The sequence below is a fragment of the Actinorectispora metalli genome (assembly GCF_056323685.1).
This window is the reverse complement of record NZ_JBREYE010000001.1, coordinates 4,078,815-4,100,651: the sequence shown is the minus strand read 5'-3', so window position 1 is coordinate 4,100,651 and position 21,837 is coordinate 4,078,815. Positions and strand designations below refer to the sequence as shown.

Annotated in this window: 16 protein-coding genes; 7 read left to right on the top strand and 9 right to left on the bottom strand. The window is 69.3% G+C overall.

The annotated features are described in order from the left end of the window. Positions 1-399 precede the first annotated feature (399 nt). Together ACU6XJ_RS19270 and ACU6XJ_RS19265 are read left to right on the top strand one after the other, a co-directional pair. On the top strand, positions 400-1,452 hold the full coding sequence (locus ACU6XJ_RS19270) for a M14 family metallopeptidase (RefSeq protein WP_476313337.1): 1,053 nt from the start codon (positions 400-402) through the stop codon (positions 1,450-1,452). A gap of 136 nt (positions 1,453-1,588) precedes the next feature. Next, positions 1,589-2,893, top strand: coding sequence for a M14 family metallopeptidase (locus ACU6XJ_RS19265; RefSeq protein WP_476313334.1), 1,305 nt, complete (start codon positions 1,589-1,591; stop codon positions 2,891-2,893). Between the two features lie 98 nt (positions 2,894-2,991). Here ACU6XJ_RS19265 and ACU6XJ_RS19260 read toward each other — a convergent pair whose 3' ends face one another. From ACU6XJ_RS19260 to ACU6XJ_RS19220, 9 genes are all read right to left on the bottom strand, one after another. Next, the gene (locus tag ACU6XJ_RS19260) at positions 2,992-3,672 is read right to left on the bottom strand and encodes an isochorismatase family protein (protein WP_476313332.1); all 681 of its coding nucleotides are present in this window, start codon (positions 3,670-3,672) and stop codon (positions 2,992-2,994) included. A 32-nt stretch (positions 3,673-3,704) separates the two neighbouring features. After that, positions 3,705-4,856 (bottom strand): isochorismate synthase DhbC, encoded by a 1,152-nt coding sequence (gene dhbC, locus ACU6XJ_RS19255; protein WP_476313329.1) that lies wholly within the window; start codon positions 4,854-4,856, stop codon positions 3,705-3,707. Between the two features lie 34 nt (positions 4,857-4,890). After that, positions 4,891-5,667 carry a 2,3-dihydro-2,3-dihydroxybenzoate dehydrogenase gene (locus tag ACU6XJ_RS19250; protein ID WP_476313326.1) on the bottom strand — a complete coding sequence of 259 codons (777 nt, stop codon included), beginning with the start codon at positions 5,665-5,667 and terminating at the stop codon, positions 4,891-4,893. Beyond that, a complete protein-coding gene (locus ACU6XJ_RS19245) occupies positions 5,667-6,782 on the bottom strand; it encodes a 3-deoxy-7-phosphoheptulonate synthase (RefSeq protein ID WP_476313324.1) in 1,116 nt (371 codons plus the stop codon). Before ACU6XJ_RS19245 ends, ACU6XJ_RS19250 begins: the two co-directional genes overlap by 1 nt. A 428-nt stretch (positions 6,783-7,210) precedes the next feature. Then, positions 7,211-9,502, bottom strand: coding sequence for a GMC oxidoreductase (locus tag ACU6XJ_RS19240; RefSeq protein ID WP_476313321.1), 2,292 nt, complete (start codon positions 9,500-9,502; stop codon positions 7,211-7,213). A 1-nt stretch (position 9,503) separates the two neighbouring features. Then, a complete protein-coding gene (locus tag ACU6XJ_RS19235) occupies positions 9,504-10,598 on the bottom strand; it encodes an alpha/beta fold hydrolase (protein ID WP_476313318.1) in 1,095 nt (364 codons plus the stop codon). 108 nt (positions 10,599-10,706) lie between these two features. Continuing rightward, positions 10,707-13,583, bottom strand: a complete 2,877-nt coding sequence (locus ACU6XJ_RS19230) for a helix-turn-helix transcriptional regulator (protein ID WP_476313315.1) — start codon at positions 13,581-13,583, stop codon at positions 10,707-10,709. 244 nt (positions 13,584-13,827) lie between these two features. Beyond that, positions 13,828-15,006 carry an aminotransferase class V-fold PLP-dependent enzyme gene (locus ACU6XJ_RS19225; RefSeq protein ID WP_476313312.1) on the bottom strand — a complete coding sequence of 393 codons (1,179 nt, stop codon included), beginning with the start codon at positions 15,004-15,006 and terminating at the stop codon, positions 13,828-13,830. Positions 15,007-15,057: 51 nt separating this feature from the next. Further along, complete coding sequence (locus ACU6XJ_RS19220; protein ID WP_476313310.1) at positions 15,058-16,608, bottom strand: ABC transporter substrate-binding protein; 1,551 nt, start codon at positions 16,606-16,608, stop codon at positions 15,058-15,060. Between the two features lie 62 nt (positions 16,609-16,670). Here ACU6XJ_RS19220 and ACU6XJ_RS19215 point away from each other — a divergent pair, with 62 nt between their 5' ends. The 5 genes from ACU6XJ_RS19215 to ACU6XJ_RS19195 all read left to right on the top strand — a co-directional run bounded on the left by ACU6XJ_RS19215 (position 16,671) and on the right by ACU6XJ_RS19195 (position 21,808). Then, positions 16,671-17,462, top strand: coding sequence for a carbon-nitrogen hydrolase family protein (locus ACU6XJ_RS19215; RefSeq protein ID WP_476313308.1), 792 nt, complete (start codon positions 16,671-16,673; stop codon positions 17,460-17,462). Between the two features lie 601 nt (positions 17,463-18,063). Continuing rightward, positions 18,064-19,455: a hypothetical protein gene (locus ACU6XJ_RS19210; protein ID WP_476313306.1), complete on the top strand. Its 1,392-nt coding sequence runs from the start codon at positions 18,064-18,066 to the stop codon at positions 19,453-19,455. A gap of 16 nt (positions 19,456-19,471) precedes the next feature. Further along, positions 19,472-19,924: a MaoC family dehydratase gene (locus ACU6XJ_RS19205; protein WP_476313304.1), complete on the top strand. Its 453-nt coding sequence runs from the start codon at positions 19,472-19,474 to the stop codon at positions 19,922-19,924. Beyond that, positions 19,914-21,221, top strand: coding sequence for an MFS transporter (locus tag ACU6XJ_RS19200; protein ID WP_476313301.1), 1,308 nt, complete (start codon positions 19,914-19,916; stop codon positions 21,219-21,221). The genes ACU6XJ_RS19205 and ACU6XJ_RS19200 overlap by 11 nt, the downstream gene beginning before the upstream one ends. Positions 21,222-21,241: 20 nt before the next feature. Beyond that, positions 21,242-21,808 (top strand): EF-hand domain-containing protein, encoded by a 567-nt coding sequence (locus ACU6XJ_RS19195; RefSeq protein ID WP_476313299.1) that lies wholly within the window; start codon positions 21,242-21,244, stop codon positions 21,806-21,808. The last annotated feature ends 29 nt before the right edge of the window (positions 21,809-21,837 follow it).

Here is a 21,837-nt window from a genome sequence, read left to right as displayed (position 1 = left end):
CGGTGGACCTGGCCCCGCGGATGCGGTTGTGGCGCCGACGCGAGCCAGGCGGCACCGGCGTTGCGGACGGGCGTGAACGCACTTGGCCCGCATCCTGGTCAGCATCCGTCCTTCTTGATCTTGTCGAGCAGCCCGTCGATGCGATACAGCAGCTGGTTTTCAGACTCGGCGCAGGACGTGGAGCAGGTACTCCTTTCGGTTGAGGGGGTTGTGGTCGGTCCTTGGTCGGGTGGGAGCGTCGGGTGGGTCAGGCGGCAGGGCGTGGTTGACAGGTCTTGACGGTATTTCCGGATCTTCGAAAAGCACCTGTGCCCGAAAGGCGGTTGTCGGGTCGAGTGGGGCGGACGCATTCTGCTCGAACCACCCCGTATCAATCCTGCTGCAGATCGGGGAACACCCATGTCAAGATCCCGAAGAATGGCGTTGGCCGCGATGACGGCGGCCTGCGGGCTTGCGCTGGCAATTCAGGTACCGACCGCAACAGCGGCACCGCCGGTGGGGCCGTTCGATTTCCCGCCCGCCGATTCGCGTTATCACAACTACAACGAGACGGGCACCGAGTTGCGGAACCTGGCGAGCGCGCATCCGGGGCTCGCGCAGGTGTCGAGCATCGGGAAATCCCATGAGGGCCGCGAACTCTGGCTGTTGAAGATCAGCGACAACGTGGCCGCCGACGAGAATGAGCCCGAGGTTCTGTTCACCTGCAATATGCATGCCAGGGAACACCTCACTGTCGAAATGTGCCTGCGGATCGCGAACACCTACCTCACCAACCCGGCGCTGAGGCAGTATGTGGATTCGCGGGAGATCTTCCTGGTGCCGATGGTGAATCCGGACGGCGTGGAATACGACATCGCCACCGGCAGCTACCGGTCCTGGCGGAAGAACCGGCAGGGCCAGGGCACCGACATCAACCGCAACTTCGGCTACCGGTGGGGCTGCTGCGGCGGGTCCAGCGGCAAACCCGGCAGCGAGACCTACCGCGGGCCGTCGGCGTTCTCCGCGCCGGAGACCCAGCGCCTCCGCGACTTCACCAACTCCCGGGTGGTCGGCGGCAAACAGCAGATCACCGCGCACATCGATTTTCATACGTATTCGGAACTGATCCTGTGGCCGTACGGGTTCACCAAGAACGACACCGCGCCCGGGTTGACCGCCGAGGACGCCCGCGTTTTCCAGACGCTGGGCCGTCAGATGGCGCAGACCAATGGCTACACACCGGAGCAGTCCAGCGATCTCTACATCACCGACGGTTCCATCGACGACTGGATGTGGGGGCAGCACAAGATTTACAGCTATACCTTCGAGATGTATCCGCGCAGCGGTGGCGGCGGGTTCTATCCGCCGGACGAGGTCATCGAGCGTGAGACCAGGCGGAACGACCGGGCCGTGGAAATGTTCATCTCCTATGCCGACTGCGTTCCGCGCGTCATCGGTAAAACCTGTGACTGACAACTGTTGAAAACACCTCCGTTCGGTGGCACCGCTTACCGCCGAACGGAGGGTTGTCACGAGTTGCCCAAGAACCCACGCTTGCCCTAACCCCTGCACTACCCCGGCTAACCCTGCTCACGAATCGGGGATCCACATGTCCATGAGGAGATGGCTGCTCGGCACGCTCGCCGCGGCGGCGAGCCTCGCCTTGCTCATCCAGATGCCCAACGCGACGGCGATCCAGGAAGCAGCGACCCAGGCCCAGGCCGAACACCTGGCGGGCAAGGGCGTCTACATCGTCGACAACGCCCGCTCCGCACAGGCCCGCACCAAGATCGCGCAGATCGACGTGGACGTGCTGGACGCCGCACACGGCAGCATGACCATCGTCGCCACCGCCGAACAGATCAAGCGCGTGCGCGCCGCCGGGTACCCGACCCGGTTCGTGGCCACCGCGGAGAGCTTCGCCAAGAAGCGGGAGGCCGCCGACAAGGCCACCGCCTTCGACTTCCCGCCCGCCGACTCGGGTTTCCACAACTACAACGAGATGAGCGCCGAGATCAAGGCGCTCGCCGACGGCAACCCGAACATCGCCAAGGTCACCAGCATCGGCAAGTCCCACCAGAACCGGGACATCTGGGTGCTCAAGATCAGTGACAACGCGGGCACCGACGAGAACGAGCCCGAGGTCCTCTTCGACTGCAACATGCACGCCCGCGAGCACCTCACCGCGGAGATGTGCCTGCGCATCGCCAACCGCTACGTCAAAGAATACGCGAGCAACGCCACGGTCAAGGGCCTGGTGGACAGCCGGGAGATCTGGATCATCCCGATGGTCAACCCGGACGGCATCGAGTACGACATCGCCACCGGCCGCTACCAGATGTGGCGCAAGAACCGGCAGGGTCCCGGCATCGACCTGAACCGGAACTACGACTACAAGTGGGGCTGCTGCGGCGGTTCCAGCGGGAACACCGGCAGCGAGACCTACCGCGGCGCGTCGGCCTTCGAGGCCACCGAGAACCAGCGCATCCGCGACTTCACCAACTCGCGGGTGGTGGGCGGCAAGCAGCAGATCACCGCGCACATCAACTGGCACTCCTACTCGGAGTTGATCCTCTGGCCGTTCGGCTACACCCACAGCGACACCGACACGGGGCTGACCGCCGAGGACCAGAGGGTGTTCTCCACGCTGGGCCGCAACATGGCGCAGACCAACAACTACACGCCGGAGCAGTCCAGCGACCTGTACATCACCGACGGCTCGATCATCGACTGGATGTGGGGCCGCCACAAGATCTACAGCTACACCTTCGAGATGTACCCGCGCTCGGCGAGCCCCGGGTTCTACCCCGGTGACGAGGTCATCGACCGCGAGACCAAGCGCAACGACAAGGCCGTCGAGATGATGCTGTCCTACGCGGACTGCGTGCCGAGGGTCATCGGCAAGACCTGCTGACACACGCTCGGAGAGCACCGGGGTTGCCGCCGTTCGATGAGGAACGGCGGCAACCCGTTTCGGCCATCCTGCGCGACGATGGCCGAAAGCCGGGCAGGTCAGGCGGTGGCGCCGATCCAGGGCTGATCGCCCGCTCGCTGCGCCCAGGTGAACAGGTCCGACAGCACCGCACCGGTGGACGTGGTGACCGCGCAGGTCGCTGCGGCGTAGTCCAGGGCCTGGCGGTGGTGCTGCGCGGAGAAGTCGGCGACGGCATCGCCAACGAAGAAGGGCTGGATGTCCCGCATGAAGGCCTCCGCTGCCGTCATCAGGCAGCCGATGTGGGCGTAGATGCCGGTGATGATGAGCTGGTCGCGGCCAAGCTGACGCATCACCCGCACCAGGTCGGTCCGCTGGAAGGCGCTGTAGCGCCACTTGGTGAGCTGGACGTCGCCAGGGCGCGGGGCGAGTTCCTCGATGATCTCCGCCTGCCTCGGGTCCGCGCCGATGCCGCCGCCCCAGAATTCCTGGAGCAGGCCGCGCTGCCACGGGTTCTGGCCCGCGGGCTGGGCGCTGTAGACGACCGGGATGCCCAGTTGGGCGCAGCGGGAACGCAACGCGTTGATGTTGGCGACCAGCGCCGTCCGCGGCTGCTCGGCACCGTAGGCCGACACGAAGTACCGCTGCATGTCGTGCACCAGCAGCACCGCCCGATGCGGGTGCGCGGTCCAGTCCACCTTGGACAAGGGAATCTCGTCCTCACCCGGCAGGTCGTAGGCTCCGATGTTCGGGATCGCCACGACAGCTCACTTCCTCTCCCCCAGTTGATGAATCAGGGCACCTGGTTGATGCCCAGTGCGAGCAGCATGGTGCGGAATTTGGCCGAGGTCTCGGCGAGTTCGGCGACCGGGCTGGAGTCGGCGACGACCCCGGCGCCCGCGAACAGGCGGAGCCTGCGGTCGGAGACCATGGCGCAGCGGATCGTGACGATCCACTCGCCGTCCCCGGCCGCATCGCACCAGCCGACCGTGCCGGTGTAGTGCCCGCGGTCGAACGGTTCGGTCCGCGCGATGGCCTCGCGCGCCGCGTCCACCGGCGCCCCGCAGACCGCGGGTGTCGGGTGCAGCGCGCAGGCCAGCTCGACCGAGGTCGTCAGCGGGTTGCGCAGCGTGCCGTGGATCTTGCTGGACAGGTGCCACATGGTGCCGGTGCCCACCACCGAGGGCCGTGCGGGCACCTCGAGGTCTACGCAGAACGGACGCAGCGACTCGACGACCGCGTCGACCACGATGGCATGCTCGTGGCGGTCCTTCTCGCTGGTGAGCAGCTCATCGATGATCCTGCGGTCCTCGTAATCGTCGCCGCTGCGCGGCCGCGAGCCCGCCAGCGGGTTGGAGATCACCTGGTCGCCGCGCTTGGCGATCAGCAGCTCTGGGCTCACGCCCAGCAGCGTTCGCTGCTCCGGCAGGTCGACGGCGAAGGCGTAGGCCTGCGGGTCGGCTTCGATCAGGTTGCGCAGCATCGTCGGCACCGTGATCGGCGACGTCGAGCAGAGCTCCAGCGTGCGGGAGAGCACCACCTTCTCCAACGTGCCGTCCCGAAGCTGCGGCATCAGCCGCTGGATGCCCGCCACGAACTGGCCGGGCTCGGGCACCGCACGCACCTGCCAGTCGTTCACCGCGCGCTGGTCGGGTACCGGCGGGCGGCTGCGCACTTGACGGCCGCTCCAGTTCGCCGTGGCAGGCACGGTGAGCCGGGTCGGCACACCGGGATCGAACGGCAGAGCGCCGACCACCAGCGGGTGCTGGAACAGCAGCTCGGCCGCGGCCGCGGGCAGATCCGCCGCGACGGCGTCCACGGTGGACAGCGAACCGGTGGTCAGCAGCGTGCGTTTGGGCGCGGAGAAGAAGAACGACGCGCCCGGTTGGTAGCTGTCCAGGATGTGTTCGAGCGGGTGCACGCTCAGCATGGCGTGTGCGGTCATGTCGTTCTCCTTCTCCTTCGGGCCTCCCGGTAGGTCAGCCGCGCAGTGATGCCCCACCGTCGATGTAGAGGTCGGCCATCGTGATGTGCTTGGCGTTGTCGGACAGCAGGAACAGCACCGCGTCCGCCACATCGGACGGTGCCGCGATCCGACGCAGCGGGATGCCGACGCGGTAGCCTGCGGGATCTCCGTCCAGTGCCCGCCGCGCCGCCCGCTCGTCCGGCCAGAGGTCCCGCTGCATCGGGGTGTCGGTGGAACCCGGTGACACCACGTTGCAGCGGATGCCCTTGCCCGCCAGCTCAAGCCCGAGGCAGCGGGTGAACATGGTGGCCGCCGCCTTGGACGCCGCGTACGCGGCCAACTGCATGCGCGGCACACCCGCCGCGTTGGAGCTCACGGTCACGATCGAGCCGCGGCCGCGTTCCGACATGCGGCGGGCCACCGCCCTCGAGACCTGGAAGACGCCGGTCGTGTTGACCGCGAACACCCGCGCCCAGTCCTCGTCGCGAAGGTCCACCACCGGTCCGGCGCGCAGGATGCCCGCCACGTTGACCAGGATGTCCATCGGCCCGAGCTCACGTTCGACGGCGTCCACCACCGACTCCACGGCGTTCCGGTCGCTGACGTCGGCCGGGTAGGCGACGATCTTGCCGCCCGCGCTGTCCTCCAGGGCGGAGAGTCGGTCGCGCCGCACGTCGACGGCGGCGACCGTGGCGCCGCGATCGCTCAGGCAACGGGCGACCGACTCCCCTATGCCCTGGCCCGCTCCCGTGACCAGGGCAACCCGGCGCGCGAAATCGCTGCCGGACATCATTGGATCGCCGTCACGGACCGGACCGACCGAGCCGGGCCAAGCTCGCGGCGCGAACGCACCGAGGACGCCAGCGATCGCAGCACGCGCGCCGTGGTGTCCCAGCCCATGCACGCGTCGGTGATGCTCTGGCCGAAAACCGGCCGCACCCCGGGCCTCAGGTCCTGGCGGCCAGGCACCAGGAAGCTCTCCAGCAGCACACCGCGCAGCGCCTCGTTGCCGCCCGCGATCTGGGCGCCGATCTCGCCCGCCACCAGCCGCTGCCGTTCCTGGTCCTTGCCGCTGTTGCCGTGGCTCGCGTCGACGACGACCCGCTCGGGAAGAGCGGCGGCGCGCAGCCTGCCGACCGTGTACGAGATGTGGTCCTCGGTGTAGTTGGGACCACCGCGACCACCGCGCAGCACCACATGGCAGTGCGGGTTGCCGCTGGTCCGCAGCACGGCGACCGAGCCGTTGGCGGCGACACCGGTGAAGGCGTGCCCGCTGCCCGCGGCGGCTACCGCGTCCACCGCGGCCTGGATGCCGCCGTCGGTGGCGTTCTTGATGCCGACCGGCATCGGCAGGCCGCTGGCGAGTTGCCGGTGCGGCTGGCTCTCCGCGGTGCGGGCGCCGATGCAGCCCCAGCTGACCAGGTCGGACAGGTAGCCCGCTGTGACCGGGTTGAGCCACTCGCTCGCGATCGGCACGCCCGCGTCCAGCACGCCGAGCATCAGCTTGCGGGTGGCGATCAGGCCCTTGGCGACGTCGTTGCGGCCGTCGAGGTCCGGATCGGTGAGCATGCCCGGCCAGCCGAGGACGCTGCGCGGCTTCTCCGCGTACGCCCGCATGACCAGCAGCAGTTCGTCGTCCAGTTCGATGGCCAGTCGGCGCAGTCGCCGCGCGTACTCGGTCACGGCGGCCGGGTCGTGCACCGAGCACGGTCCGACGACCACCATGAGCCGGTCGTCGGTGCCGTCCAGCACCCGGGCCACCGCGCGCCTGCTGCGCAGCACCAGGCTGCGCGACTTGGGCGAGACCGGCAGGCTGGTACTCAGCTCGGCCGGGCTGACCAGCGGAGTGGCCGACCATGACCCCACATGGTCGGCCTCCGCGGTACTCGTTTCCTTGCCGTACATCAGTTCCCCCCAGACTGTGCGCGACCGGACCCCCAGAACCGGTCGCGCTCCCCCACTCGTGTCCATCAGCCCTTGCAGCAGATGAACCGACCGAGCAACCGCACAGGTATCACCTGGACGACTACAGAGCAGGCAATTGCGGTGCTCTGCGTCGTGGCGATGCTCCCCCCTCTGCGGTGAGCTCTTGCTCGGCCGATCCATCCCCCCTCTGCACCCCCCGGGCTGTCCAACGTTGGACAACCACGACTTTGGCCTTGCCGGGAGTGGTCGCACATCGTGGTAAACCCTGATTCACCGCCCGCCCCTGCGGTCAGACGCGACACGGATATAGGGCGGCAAGCCTCGAATAACGCCAAGCGGAGGCACAGCACATCGCCACCAGCAGCGCCCAGGCGATGGCCGGGAACTGCTGGTGGCGACAGCTGTGGTCAGTTGGGCCCGTAGAGGTCCCAGAGGTTGCCAAGGAAGAAGCGGCCAAAGCGGGCGAGGGTCTCCGCTTGGTCGGGGCCGGTGATCTCGACGGTGGATGCCAGCCGGAAGAGGTCGGCCTTGCCGAGGCGGAGCACACCCACCCCCGCGACGGCGGCCTTGCCGTCGCCGCCCTCGGGGATGTGACCCTCCAGCAGCCGCACCCGCAGCGTCGTGGTGTCGGCGAACAGGTCGACCCCCGGATCGTCGCGCAGCAGCTTGTAGCCCACCAGCGTGTACGACTTCTCCCGCGCGTCGGTGAACCACAGCCGGTACAGCATGTGGCGGGCGTCGTCGGCGCCGATGAGCAGGTTGAACCAGCCCTCTCGGACCAGCCGCTTGCCGCCGAGGTCGGGGCCGGTGATCCAGCCCTCGGCGGCGGCGCGGTGGTCCGGTTCGGCGAGGAAGTGGTCCAGGTCGTCGATGCTGATCCGCAGTCGGAACTCCAGTTCGCCTGCCTCGGCCTCGACGGCACCGTGGGCCACGGGAGAGCCCAGGGTGAGCTTGCCGCGCATCTCCTCGCTGAAGGTCAGCCCCGGCACGGGCTTCGGGCGGACGAGCGGAGTTCCGTCGCGGCGCGGCGGTTTCGGCCGCCGGGGTTCCAGCATGCGGGTGGCGGCGCGGTCGGCGAACGCGGCGATCGTCAGCGACGGGTTGGGCCCGACCGAGCCCGGCATCGCGCTGCCGTCCACGACGTACAGATCGGGAAAGCCGAACACCTCCCCGTTCGCGTCCACCACGCCCTCGCCGTCATGGCGTCCCATCGGCGCCCCGCCGAGCGGGTGGCTGGTGATGATCCGCTTGCTGAACGTCCACTCCGGACTGTCCCGGTAGTCCGCACCCAGCGCGTCGGCAAGCTGCGACATCACCTTGCGCACCCCGCGGTAGTGCGGCATCGAGCTTTCGGTGCACCAGTCGATCCGCAGCTTGCCGCCCTCGTCGAGCGTCATCCGCCCGTCGGGCACGTCGCGGCCCATGCCGAGCATGGGCAGCGAGGTGGAGGTGAGGACGCCTTCGCCGATCAGTTCGGCGATGTCGGTGGACAGGTTGCCCGCGTCCTTGCCGAAAAGCTGGGCCAGGATGCGCTCGCCCGCGAACTCCACCAGCCGCATCATGTGGCTGGGCAGCATCGCGTTCTCCAGCACCCAGTCCACGAACCCCGGATAACCCGCGTCCTGGATGTAGGCGCCGCGGCCCTCGCCGCCGTCCGCCGCGTCGGGCAGCCGGATGGTGCTGGTGATGACCGGGCCCTTGGTGGCGTCGATCGGCAGTGGGGCCCGCTTGCCGCCCGCGCGGAACGCGAACGTCAGCAGGTCGCCGTTGCCGGAGAACCGGCTGCCCAGCGCCTGGCTCAGGCCGGGCAACCTGCCCCTGTTGCGCAGCAGCAGGTGGGTGGTGCCGTAGGTGCCCGCCGCCAGCACCAGCCGGTCGCAGCGGATCATGCGGGAGACGGTGTGCCCGCCCGGCTCGTAGCGCCGGTAGGACACCTCGTACCCGCCGCCCGGAAGCGGCCGGAAGGCGCGCACGTCGCAGTAGGTGCGCAGGTCGGCGCCGTGGTGCCGGGCCGCGGAGAGGTAGTTGTGGTCGAGGGTGTTCTTGGCGCCGTCGTTGCAGCCGATGTTGCACTCGCCGCACAGCCTGCAGGTGCGTCTCGGCAGCCCGTGCAGGTTGCCGTACTTCGGCTCCGCCACCGGCAGGCTGACTCCCGGCTCGCCTCCAGGTCGAGCCGCGAAGTGCACCCCGAGTGGCACGACGTCCCATTCCAGGCCCAGTGTGTTCGCCGCCTGCCGCATGGCGGCCGTCTTCGAGGTCGCGAACACCGGGTTGTCGAAGGGGTACCGCTGCGGGCGGAGCATCTTCTCCACCTCGTCGTAGTGCGGCTCCAGATCGGCGTAGGTCACCGGCCAGTGCTCGTAGCCGCCGCCTGGCAGCTTCTCGTTGTGGACGAACCACTTCTCGTCCTTGCGCAGCAGCACGCTGGCGTAGATCAGCGAGCCGCCGCCGAGTCCGCTGGAGACCACGGAGTCGAAGCCGCCGAAGGTCCAGACGTCGAACAGCCCGAGCTTGCCCTCGCTCGGGCACCAGAAGTTCGCGTTCATCTGGTTCGGGGTGCGGGCGAAGCTGCCGGGCGGATACGCCCGGCCGCGTTCGAGCACCACGACGGGCTTGCCCGCCTTGGCCAGCCGGTAGGCCGTCACGGAGCCGCCGAACCCCGAACCGACGACCACGGTGTCGACATGTTCGGTCGCCATGTCAGGTCACCTGCCGCTTGAGGAAGTCCAGGATGTGCGGGAACACGTCCATCGCGGACTCCGAGCCGACGAACGGGTCCATGTGCCCGTAGCCAGGCAGTTCGCGGTACTCGTGCCTGCCAGGCGCGGCCTGCTGCATGCGCTGGTAGAACGCCTTGTTGGAGTCGGCGAAGACCTGGTTCTGGTCGCCGGAGAGCAACAGCATCGGCGCGGTCAGCCTGCTCAGGTCGTGCAGGTAGTCGTTGGGCAGCGCGGCGTGCGCCTCGTTGTTCTCGTCGTACTTCACCGCCCGCCCGGCCAGCACCATCTTGCGGATGTGCCGGTCGTAGTGGGCGGGCGCGGGTCCGCACAGCTGCCCGACCCGGCGGTGCGTTTCGGGCAGCAGGTTGGCGTGCCGGAACAGGGCGGGCCAGCCGGTGCCCCACATGAAGCTGAGCATGTTGCAGTGGTCGTCGGAGCACTCGCGGTGCACCAGCCCCAGCGCCTTGCCCAGCAGCCAGCCTGGTGTCAGCGGCGGGTCGTCCGACCAGCGCGGGTTCATGTACGGCATGGTCAGCAGGCGCTCCTGGACGAACGGCATCACCATCACCTTCGCCAGCGACCACAGCGGGATCCGCGGGGTGAGGCCGACGCTGTTGGCCACCACGCTGCTGATGCCGTCGATGATCCCCGCGGACAGGCTCATCAGAAAAGTCACCGAGCCGATGCAGTGCGTGATCACATGGATGCGCTTGTTGCCGATTTTCTTTCGCATTTCGGACAACGCGGGCGCGAAGTCGTACAGCGCCACATCGTCCAGGGTGTAGCGGTGCATCTGCGTGTTGTACGGGAATCGGTTGCTCATTCGGGTGTCCAGCGACCACACGTCGCCGTACCCGTTGTCCAGCAGAAAGTTCACCAGATTGTGGTGCTCGGGCATGATGTACATGTCGCTGGACATGGTGAGGCCGTGCACGAGCAGCACGACATCGTCGGATTCGCTACGCGTATAGCGCAGCATGGAAAGACCGAGACCGTCCTCGGTGCTCAGCCAGTGAGTCGAGATCTCCGCATCGGTCACGCCTTCGAGGCTGAAGACCGGAATTCGGCGATCCATTGATCCACCCCCCTGGGTCGGGTCCCACGATCGCGCTGCCCCTCATCCGCGCGCCATCGTGGTTTACACGGATTTTGCTCCCAGGCCCCCTAGATCGGATGAGCGTAATTACTCAGCATCGAGCACGGGCCCGAGCAGGCGGGCTATTTCCGCCCTGGACTGCACGCCGAGCTTGGTCTTGATGTGCACCAGATGGGTCTCCACCGTACGGATGCTCAGGAAAAGCTGCTCGGCGATCTTCTTGTTGGTGGAGCCGCCGACGACCAGGGCGCCGATCTCCAGCTCACGGGCCGACAGGCCGAATGGTCCGCCGCGAGCCCCCCGCTGCGACGGCACGTGCACACCGATCTTGCGCTGCTCGCGGCTGACCTGGTCCTGGTACCCGGCGGCGCCGCAGGCGGTGAACAGTTCGGCGGCGCGGCCAAGCTGAAGCCGGGCGGCCGCCCGGTCGCCCGCCGCCGCCAGTGCCGTGCCCGCCACCAGCCGGGCGCGGCCCGCGAACAGCCGCATCTCCTCCCCCTCCAGCACGTCGGCGGCCTGGATGGCCAGTTCGGCCGCGCCCGCCGGGTCCTTGCCGCTGGTGGCGTTGGCCCTGGCCAGCCTGGCCATCGCGATCTGCATGGGCAGGATCGAGTACGCGGCCGCCTCGGCGCGGTCCGCCCATTCGACCGCGGCGCAGTCCTCGCCCGCCGCGGCCTCCAGCGAGGCCATCACCTCACAAGCGTGCAGCAGCAGCATGCGGTCCGGGGAGACCGACTCCAGGTCCGCGCACACCTCGGCAATGAGCTTGCGGGTCTGGACCAGGTCGCCGTCCGCGGCCAGCGCGAACGCGTAGGCGGCCCTGGCGTTGACGCCGTACCACTCGCGGCTGTCACCCGCCAGTTCGACGGCCCGCCTGCCCAACTCCAGCGCACGCTCCCGGTTGCCTGCCCACAGGTGGAGGTGGGACTGCAGACCGGCGCCCAGCACCCGACCCTGGATCTCGTCCAGCACACCGCTGAGCTCCGCGGCCTCCTCGGCCACCGCGATGGCCTCGCTCAGCCTGCCGAGGCAGGCCAACGCACGCGCGGTGCTGCCGAGCAGCCAGGCCAGGATGAAGGTGTTGCCGGTGGCCCTGGCGATCTCCATGGTGCGCGTGCAGCGGTTCAACGCGCTGGTGTAGCGGCCCGCGAAGTGCTCGGCCCAGCACAGCCAGGTGATGGAGTCGAGGTAGCGGGCGATGTCGGTGTCGCTCGCGGCTGCCATCAGCCGGTCGGCCTCCTCGATGGCGGCCAGCGAGGCGGGCAAGTCGTCGTCGATGTACTCGGCCATCGCGCGGATCGCGGTGGCGGCCAGCACCACGGTGGGGTCGGTGTCGCGGTGGGCGGCGGCCAACTCGTGCAGGGTGCGCTTGGCCTCGGCGGAATTGCCCTGCCACACATCCTCCGACGCCAGCCGCAGGCGCAGCGGCACCGCCTCGATCATGTTCGGGTCGGGCATCCGCTCGAACTCGGTGACCAGCAGCCGCCTGCCCTCTTCCCGGCGGCCCAGCATCCGCGCCATCAGCTGTCCGCCGCGGGCGGCCACCGCGCGCCGCTCGTAGTCGTCGGCGGGCAGCCTGCGCAGCACCTCCACGGCGGTGGCCAGGCCCGCGTGCAGCTGCCCGCTGGCGTGTTGGGCGCGGCCGAGGTCGGCGAGCAGCTCCAGCCGCAGCGCGGCCTCCACCGGGGTGTCGGGCAACACGCTCAACGCGGCCGAGAGCCAGTGCGCCGCGGTGGCGGGCGCGGTGGCGGCGACCGACCGGGCGGCCTTGCCGAGGGCGGCGACGGTGCTCAGGTCGCCGAAGGTGGCGGAGCGGGCCAGGTGGTGGGCGAACTTGGCCGGTGGGGCGCCGCGTTCGGCGAAGTAGGTGGCGACCCGGCCGTGGGTGGCCCAGCGCCAGCCCGCGGCGGCCGAGGCGTAGGCGGCGGCGCGCACCAGCGGGTGGCGGAAGAGGAAGTGGCCAGGGGTGCTCGCGCTGCGCAGCACGTCCCGGCGGACCAGTTCGTCCAACGCGCCGAGCACATCGGATTCGGAGACCTCGGCGGCGATCGAGATGACATCGGGCTCGAACTCATCGCCCGCGACCGCGGCGGCCCTGGCCACCAGCTGGGCGTTCGGCGAGAGCCTGCCCAGCTCGGTGAGCAGCACCGCCCGCACCGACTCGGGCACCGTCTCGTCGGCGACGCCGGGCTTGGACATGATCCACTGTTCGCCGAGGCGGGCCAGTGCGTCGAGGTAGAAAGGGTTGCCGCCGCTGGACTCGTACAGCCGCCGCCTGCTGGCCTTGGACAGGCCCGGTCCGAGGAACTCCTCGGCCTCGCCGAGGCTGAGCGGGCCGAGTTCCACCTCGACACGGTTGCCGCCCGCGTCCTGGGACAACGCGGTGCGCAGCCGGGCGGGCACCTGAGCAGGGCGGTAGGCCAGCACGATGAGCACCTTGTGCTCCAGCGGGCGCCGCACCAGGTGGCTGATCAGCTCGACCGTCGCCTCGTCGGCCCAGTGCACGTCGTCGATGATCAGCACCAGGCCGTCGCGTTCGGCGAGCAGGTCCAGCACTCTGCGCAGCGCGCGGTACAGCCCGTAGCGCGCGGTGCCGTCGCTGGGCACCGCGGGCTCGTCGTCGGCGAGCCACGGGAACAGGCCCGCAAGCTGGCTGCGCTCGTGGGCGCTCAGCCGCGGCCGGAAACGCTCCCAGTCGGCGGCGAGCCGGTCGTCCAGTGCGTCGACGACGGCGGCCAGCGGAAGGTCCTGTTCGAATTCGGCGGCCCGGCCGGAGAGCACGAGCATTTCCCGCTCCGTGCCCAGGATGGCGGCCTCGCGCAGCAGCCGGGTCTTTCCGACTCCCGGCTCGCCGATCACCTCGACAAGTTGAAAGCTTCCACGGGCTGTCTTGGCCACCGCGCGGTTGAGACTGGACATGGCATCGTGGCGGCCGATGAGGCCCCGGAGGGCATCGTCGCGCACCCTCCTGCCTGACGGCGCTTTCCTGCTGGTCATCTTCTCCCCCGTTATGGACCGGGCGGCCGTCGGGTCGGTCCGCCCAGTCATGACCGTGCATACGGTCGTCCCCAGGAGTGACTATGCCCATTCCCTAAGCGAGTGAAAACTCAAATTTCTGACCAGAGATCACTAAATCCAGCCTCGGGATTGAGCTTAACGCTATTCACGGTTTGTGCGCCAAGCGAATGCGACAGTGGTCAATATGCGATCAAGCTGCAACATTATTGCTCAGTATTGAAATTGTTCCGTCTAGTTGGGCAGGGGACACGAAATAGTGCGGTGCGGCTCGAACCAGCTCGGTGAGGTTCCTGCGCATCATATCGAGAAGGGTGGACGAGGTGCGGCTCACGGTGACGGTGACACCGTGTTGGCCGAGTACCTGCTTGATCTCGTCGGCGCCCCGCCCGTCCACCGTGAAGGTCACGATGCCGCACTGCCTGCGCCCCTGGTCCCGAATCGTCACGCCGGGAATTCCGGCCAGCCCGGCCCGCAGTCGCGCCGCTCGGGCGGTCACCTCCGATTCGATCTCCTTCATGCCGAGGTCGAGTGCGTACCGCATCGCCTCGATGAGGCCGAGTTGATTGGCGACGCTGTTCTCCCACAGCTCGAAGACCCTGGCGTCCTCGCGGAGCCGGACCTGCCGCGGTCCTTCCCAGGTGGCGCCGTGCAGGTCCACCAGTTCCGGGCGCAGTGCCCGCCGGGCCCGCTCGCGGACGACGAGCAGGCCGGTGCCCCGCGGTCCGCGCAGCCATTTGCGCCCGGTCGCCGACAGCAGGTCGATGTCGAGTTCGTCGGCCCGCAGGTCGAGTTGTCCTGCCGACTGGCAGGCGTCCAGCAGCACCAGCGCGCCGACCTCGTGGGCGGCGTCGGCCACCTCGCGCACCGGGTTGACCAGTCCGCCGTTGGTGGGCACGTGCACCAGCGAGACCAGCTTGACCCGCTCGTCCAGCATGTCCCGCAGCGCGTCGACGGACACCTCGCCGTGCTCGTCGACGGGAATCGCCTCGACCGTCGCCCCGACCGGCTCCGCCCGCCGCAGCAGCGCGATCGCATTGCTCGCGTACTCCGCCTCGGTCACCAGCAGGCGGTCGCCCCTGCCGAGCGGCAGCGCGGCCACCGCGGCGAGCCAGGAGCGGGTCGCGCTGTCGGTGAAGGCGATCTCCTCGGGTTCGGCGCCGAGCAGTTCGGCTGCCAGCCGGTAGCCCTCCTCCAGGTCGTCCAGTCGCTCGTCGTGGGCGCGGTAGCCACCGACCTCGGCCTCCCGCTTCAGGTGGCCGATCACGGCGTCGAGCACCTGTCGCGGTGGGAGTGAGGATCCGCAGCTGTCGAGAAAGATGTGCTCCTGACAGGCCGGGGTGTCGGCTCTGACGGCATCCAGGTCGATCAAGCTCGCATCCTCCCAGGTCACGGCACGTGAGTGTTGAGCTGCGGCTACAGGCTAACGCGGGGTCCAGGATTCGACGTTCCACCAAGGGGACCACGTCGTTCCGTGGTCGTGCGGCTCAGTGATCTCCTGGTAACCGTCCCAACGGTCCCTGAGCAGGTAAGCGTGGTCCACGTCGGCGAGGAACACCAGCCCGGGATCGGCGAGGTATGCCTTCTGGAACTGGCGGTAGTAGGCGATGCGGGCGGCCGGGTCGGGATCGCGGCGGGCGGCGTCGAGGTTGGCGTCCACGCCGGAGTCGGAGTAGCCGCCGAGGTTGGCCGCGCCGCCGGTGTGCGTCAGCAGGTGTGCCTGCGGGTCCGGGTCGTAGGGGTCGCCCCCGCCGACCAGCGCCGGTTCCGTCGCCGCCCCGGCGGCGAGTTCGGCGGGCGGGACGGTCCGCACGGTGAGCTGGATGCCGAGTCGGGCGGCCTGCTCGCTGACCTTGTCGGCGAGCGGTCTGCCCAGCGGGTCGTCGGCACCGCACAGCAGGGTCAGCGCGGCCTCGCGCCCGTTCTTGCGGCGCAGCCCGGTGTCCCTGGTCCAGCCCGCGGCGTCGAGCACCGCGGCCGCGCGGCGCTCGTCGTGGATGAACTTCGCGCTCGGGTCGTGGAACTCGGGCAGGCGGGTGGAGACCGGGGTGGACAGTGCCGCGCCGCGCCCGTCGAGCACTTCGGACACCAGCTTCTCGCGGTCCACGAGGTGGTTGAGCGCCAAGCGGATCGCGGGGTCCGCGGTGACCGGGTTGTTCCGCGGCAGCCAGATGGCCCGGTAGTCGGCGGCGCGGTGGTGCCGTGGGCGGAGGTCGCTCCCCTCGAACTCCTTGGCCGCCTTGGGGGTGAGCACGGCGCCATCGAACGCCTCGGCCTTCAGCCTGGCGACGCGCTGCCGTTCGTCGGGCAGGAAGTCGAAGACCACCTTCGCGACCTTGGGCGTGCCGCCGCGGTGGCGGTCGAAGGCGGCGAGCACCAGCTGCTGCCCGCGCCGCCATTCGGCCACCTTGTACGCCCCGGTGCCCGGCGGGGCGGGCGCCTGCCCCACGGGTGCGGGGCGGGTGAGCGCTTCGCTCGGCACGATGCCCAGCGTGAGCCGGTGCGGCAGCGCGGGATAGGGCGCGCCGAGACCGAAGTGGACGGTCAGCGGGTCCACCGCGAGGACGCTGCTGATCATGGTGTAGCCGGCGCGGATGGGCGAGGCGTAGGCAGGGTCGAGCAGTGCGGTGTAGGTGGCGACCACGTCGGCGGCGTCCAGGGTGCTGCCGTCGTGAAAGGTCACGTCCTCGCGCAGGTGGACGGTCCAGGTGAGACCGTCGGCGCTGGGTTCCGGCGGGCGCTGCGCGAGCACGGGTGTCACGGCGCCCTTGGCGGTGTAGCCGAGCAGGCCTTCGAAGACCTTCGCGGCGCCGTGGGGGCCGTAGCCCGCGAGCGGGTGCAGGTCGGCGGGTTCGGCGCCGACGGCCAGCCGGATCTCGGTGTCCGGTTCGGTGCGCGGCGGCGGCCCGTCGCCCGAGGTGCAGGCCACCGCGGAGCAGATCAGGGACAGTACGAGCGGCAGCGTCCAGCGCACGTCAGGACAGTAGGAAGGTTGGCGGTCCGCGGCAACACCCGACACGCCCTAGAGTCCGTGGCATGCGTATCGGTTTGTGTCAGCTGGTGTCGACTCCGGACCCGGAAGCGAACCTGGAGCTGATCGCCGAGCACGTGGCCCGCTGCGCGGCGGCGGGCGCCACGGTCGCGGTGTTCCCCGAGGCCACCATGGCCCGCTTCGGCACCAGGCTGGCACCGCTGGCCGAGCCGCTGGGCGGGCCGTGGGCCGAGCGGGTCCGCGAGATCGCCGCCGCCGCGGGCCTGCTGGTGGTGGTCGGCATGTTCACCCCGGCACCTGAGGGCAGGGTGTTCAACACGCTGCTCGCCACCGGACGCGGCGTGGACGCCTCCTACGACAAGATCCACCTCTTCGACGCGTTCGGCTTCCGCGAGTCCGCCACGGTCGCCGCGGGCGACAAGCCCGTGACCATCACCGTGGACGGTGTCACGCTTGGCCTGGCCACCTGCTACGACCTGCGCTTTCCCGCCCTGTTCTGCATGCTCGCCGAACAGGGCGCGACGGCGGTGCTGCTGCCCGCCTCGTGGGGCGCCGGGCCCGGCAAGCGCGAGCAGTGGGAGGTGCTGGTCCGGGCCAGGGCGCTGGACTGCACCTCGTGGATCGCCGCCTGCGGACAGGCCAATCCCAGGACCATCGGGGTGGAGACCGGTGGCACGGTGCCCACCGGCATCGGCTTCTCCACCGTCGTGGACCCCTTCGGCCATCCCGTGGAGGAGTTGGACGCGGGCCCCGGCATCCTCATCGCCGATATCGACACCGAGACGGTCGACAAGGCGCGGGCGGCGATCCCGGTGCTGGCCAACCGCCGGATCTGAGGGACACCAGTCGGGTATCACCGCCGCCGGATGGCGGCAAAGGGGTGCATTCCGCGTTCGGGACGCGAGCGGGGCCGCCGTGCTTCGTAAGACAGAGGACGGCATCGCCGCCCAACCACACCGATGGGCGTCCGTGCTCCCGGTATCCGAGGCCGGTCGAGCGGGACGCCTCACAGGCTGGGCCCCGCACCACCGCACCCGGTGCGGGGCCCAGCCGCAGGCTCCAGGGCCCCTCAAGTCGGAGCCCGGAGGGTGTTCCGCGAGGGAACGCCGTCCGGGCTCCGACCATCCAGGGGTGGGGTTGCGCGACCACGGCACCCGGTGGGGCGCGGGCATGATGGCCGGGTCTTGCCCGCACAACGTTGCCGCACTCGACGCCCCGATACATCCCCAGCGGCGGCCCGCTGATTACCCGTAGGAGAAAGTGGCTGACGTGCGGAAATAGGCGTCAAAACGGAGAAACTACTCACGGCGGGAGAGACGTTTCTCGGTGGAGTTATGCGTGTAAACCCAACAAGTCGGAGTCCGTTCGGCCCTGTCACCGCCGGTTGTCGGTCGGCATAATCGGCCCGGCCAACCAGACTCATCGGGGGAAGGGGTCATGGCCGCTCGTTCTCAGTCGGGGAGCAAGGCCTACCGCAGGCAGCTTCGGGACCGGCTCACCGCGCTGGGCTTCACCGGCAGGCGGCTCACCGACATGGTCGTCACCGACCTGATCGGCAACTGCGGGCTGCGTCCCCGCGCGGCGTGGCGGCTGGCCTGCGAGCTGTCGCTGGACGACGCGGCGGCCCGGTACAACCTGTTCATCGACGACCCTCGCTCCCCGATGCGCGGCAGCCGGGTGTGGGACTTCGAGCAGTGGCCCGCCCGCGGGGTGCGCCCCACCCGCAAGGTGCTGCAGGTGCTCGCCGAGGTGTACGGCACGACCTGGCACGCGTTGATCGACGTGGACGATCTCGCCGAGTTGCCGGAGGCGGACCAGCAGGCCTACCACCGGGAGTCGGGTACGGCCCAAGGTCCGACGCCGGAGGCGGCGACGATCACCGAGAGCTTCCAGGAGTCGCTGCGCATCGTCTCGGGGCTGACGACCAATGTGGACGACGCGATGCTGGCCTCGCTGCGCGCCGAGCTGGCCGCGGTGTCGCATGCCTACCTGCACGCCTCCCCGTTCCAGCTGTTCGTGCAGACCAGGCAGCTGCGCAACCAGGTGTGGCAGCTGTTGGACGGCCGCCAGCGGCCGACGCAGTCCCGTGAGCTGCATGTGCTGAACTCCAAAAGCTGCTCGCTGCTGGCCTGGATGGCCGAGGACCTCGGCCACCACGAGGCGGCGGGCACGCATGCCAGGGCGGCGTGGGTGTCGGCGGACTACGCCGACCACGACGAGGCGCGGCGCTGGGCGCGGGCCATGCAGTCGCGACTGGCGTTCTGGGCGGGCGACTTCGTGCAGTCCGCGCAGCTTGCCGAGGACGGCCAGCGCTATGCCCGCGAGCCGGACGCCTTCCTGACGCTGCTGGCGGCGCGGGCCTGGGCCAACGCCAACGAATCGGGTGCCGCAATGCGGGAGTTGGACCGGTGGCAGCGGGTGGGACCGCCGCCCGGCATCGGCATGTTCGAGCTGCACGAGGACCGACAGTGCTACCTGGCGGGCAACGCGATGCTGTCCCTTGGCCGCACCGATGAGGCGATCGAGCTGCTGGGCCGGTCGCTGAGCCTGCACGGGGACATGGACATCCGGGACCGCTTCTACGGCGCGGGCGTACTCGGGCGCATCGATACGGCACGGGCCCATCTGCGCAACAACGAGCTGGACGGCGCCATGCGGAGCATCGAGCCGGTTTTCGACGTGGACCCCTCGCATAGGCTGAGGATGATCGTGCTCAGCCTGCGCCAGGTCGACCGCGACCTGGAGTCCTCCGCGCTGCGGGGCGCCGCGGGCGAGCTCACGGAGCGGATCAGGCAGTTCTGCTCCGACGCGGTGACAGCCACATCCTGACCATGAGGGGAACGCGGTGACGGGGTACTTCTTCGAGCAGTTCGAGGTCGGCAGCTCATTCGACAGCGGAACGCACGAGGTGACCGCGGAGCAGATCCAGCGGTTCGCCGACCTCACCCGCGACCGCAACCCGTTGCACACCGATCCCGAGTTCGCCGCGACCATGCCGTTCGGGCAGATCATCGCGCACGGCCTGCTGGGTCTGAGCCTCGGCGCGGGGCTGATCGAGGAGACCGGAATCCACGCCGAGACCAGCATCGCGCTGCTCGGGGTGGAGAAGTGGCGGTTCCGCACAGCGGTCGTGCCGGGAGACGTGCTGCGGGCGCATATGACGATCACCGACAAGCGGCTGTCCACCTCCGACCCGAGCCGGGGCGTCCTCACCCGGCACATCGAGATCCGCAACCAACGCGACGAGATCGTGCAGGACGGGGACATGATCCTGCTTGTGCGCTGCCGTGAGCACTGACCTGGCGGTCCGCCCCGATGCGGCGCTGCGGAAGGTGGCGCGCCGGATCATCCCGCTGCTGGTGCTGATCTTCTTCCTGCACTTCCTGGACCGGGTCAACATCGGCTACGCGGCGCTGACCATGAACGCCGACCTCGGCCTGAGCACCGCCGCCTACGGTCTCGGCGCGGGCCTGTTCTTCGTCGGGTACTGCCTGTTCGAGGTGCCGAGCAACCTGATCCTGCATCGGGTGGGCGCGCGGATCTGGATCGCGCGCATCATGATCACCTGGGGCGCGGTGTCGGCGGCGACGGCGTCCATCGACGACGTCTACGGCTTCTACCTGGTGCGGGTGCTGCTGGGCATCGCCGAGGCGGGCCTGTTCCCCGGCATCGTGCTGTACCTGACGTACTGGTTCCCCGCGGAGACCCGCGCGAAGGCGATGGCGTTGTTCTACTTCGCGGTCCCGCTGTCGCAGGTGATCGGGGCGCCGATCTCCACGGTGATCCTCCAGTACGGCGGCGAGTGGTTCGGGATCGCAAGCTGGCGCAGCATGTTCCTGCTGGAGGGTATCCCGACGATCCTGGTCGGGATCGCGGTGCTCTTCCTGTTGACCGACCGCCCGGCGAAGGCCTCCTGGCTCACCCCCGCGGAACGGGACTGGCTGACGGCACGGGTGAGCGAGCCGGAACCGGAGCGGCCGGTGAGCCTGACGCGGGCGCTGCTGTCCGTGCGCGTCCTGGTGCTGTCGGGGCTGCTGTTCGGCATCGCCTACGGGGTGTACACCCTGTCGTTCTACCTGCCGCAGTTCGTGCGGCGACTTGGTCCTGACCTGTCGTTGGTGGAGGTCGGGCTGCTGGTGGCGGTGCCGTACGCGCTGGCGTCGGCGTCGATGCTGTGGTGGTCGCGGCGTTCGGACCGCAGGCAGGAACGCCTCCGGCACACCTGCGGCCCGCTGCTGGTCGCCGCGGCGGGCCTGGCCTGGCTGTACGTGGCCGAGTCGCCCGTGTCGGTCGCGGTGGGCGTGATCGTGGCGGCGGTGGGCGCGTTCTGCGCGGTGCCCCCGGCCTGGCAGATCCCGGCGCAGTTGTTCCGGGGCAGGACGCTGGCCGCGGCCATCGGGTTCCTCGCGGCGGCGGGCAACCTCAGCGGGCTGGTCGGGCTGTACCTGACCGGCTACCTCACCGACGTGACGGGCACGTTCAAGGCGAGCCTGCTGTTGGCGGGCTGCGTGCTCGGCGTGACCGCCGGGATCGCCTTGGCCTACTTCCGCAAAGGAAGTTCGCACGAAAGGATGCTCGCGCACGCGGCCGATTGACCGCTTCGGAACGTGTCCGGTTGGGTCGAATCATGGCGGTATCGGCATTTATCGAGCGAAAGCTCCGGCGGCGGTTCGGCACCTACGACACCAACGGAAACGGCTTCATCGAAAAGAGCGACTTCGAGGCGACACTGCGGCGGGTCGCCGCGGCCTTCGACCTCGCCGAGGACTCACCCAAGCTGGCGAGACTGCGTGAGGTGGTGCTGGGGGTGTGGGACACGTTGTCCGACATCGCGGACACCGACCGGGACGGGCGCATCGATCCCGAGGAGTACGTCTCCTCGTTCGCCGAGCACATGCTCACCGACCGGGACACCTTCCGTGAGCGGTACCAGCCGTACGCGGAGGCGCTGATGGACATCGCGGACGCCGACGACGACGGCCGTGTCGACCTCGGTGAGCACCTGCGTTGGTACACGGCGCTGATGAACATCTCCGAAGAGGAGGCCACCGAGGCGTTCCGGGCGATGGACACCGACGGCGACGGGTTCCTCTCGCGCGAGGAGGAGATCGACGCAGTGATCGACTTCTACTTCAGCGAAGACCCGGCGGCGGCCGGGAACCTGCTTGCCGGACGGCTCTGACCGGTGGTCGGCGCGGGCTTATGCCCGCG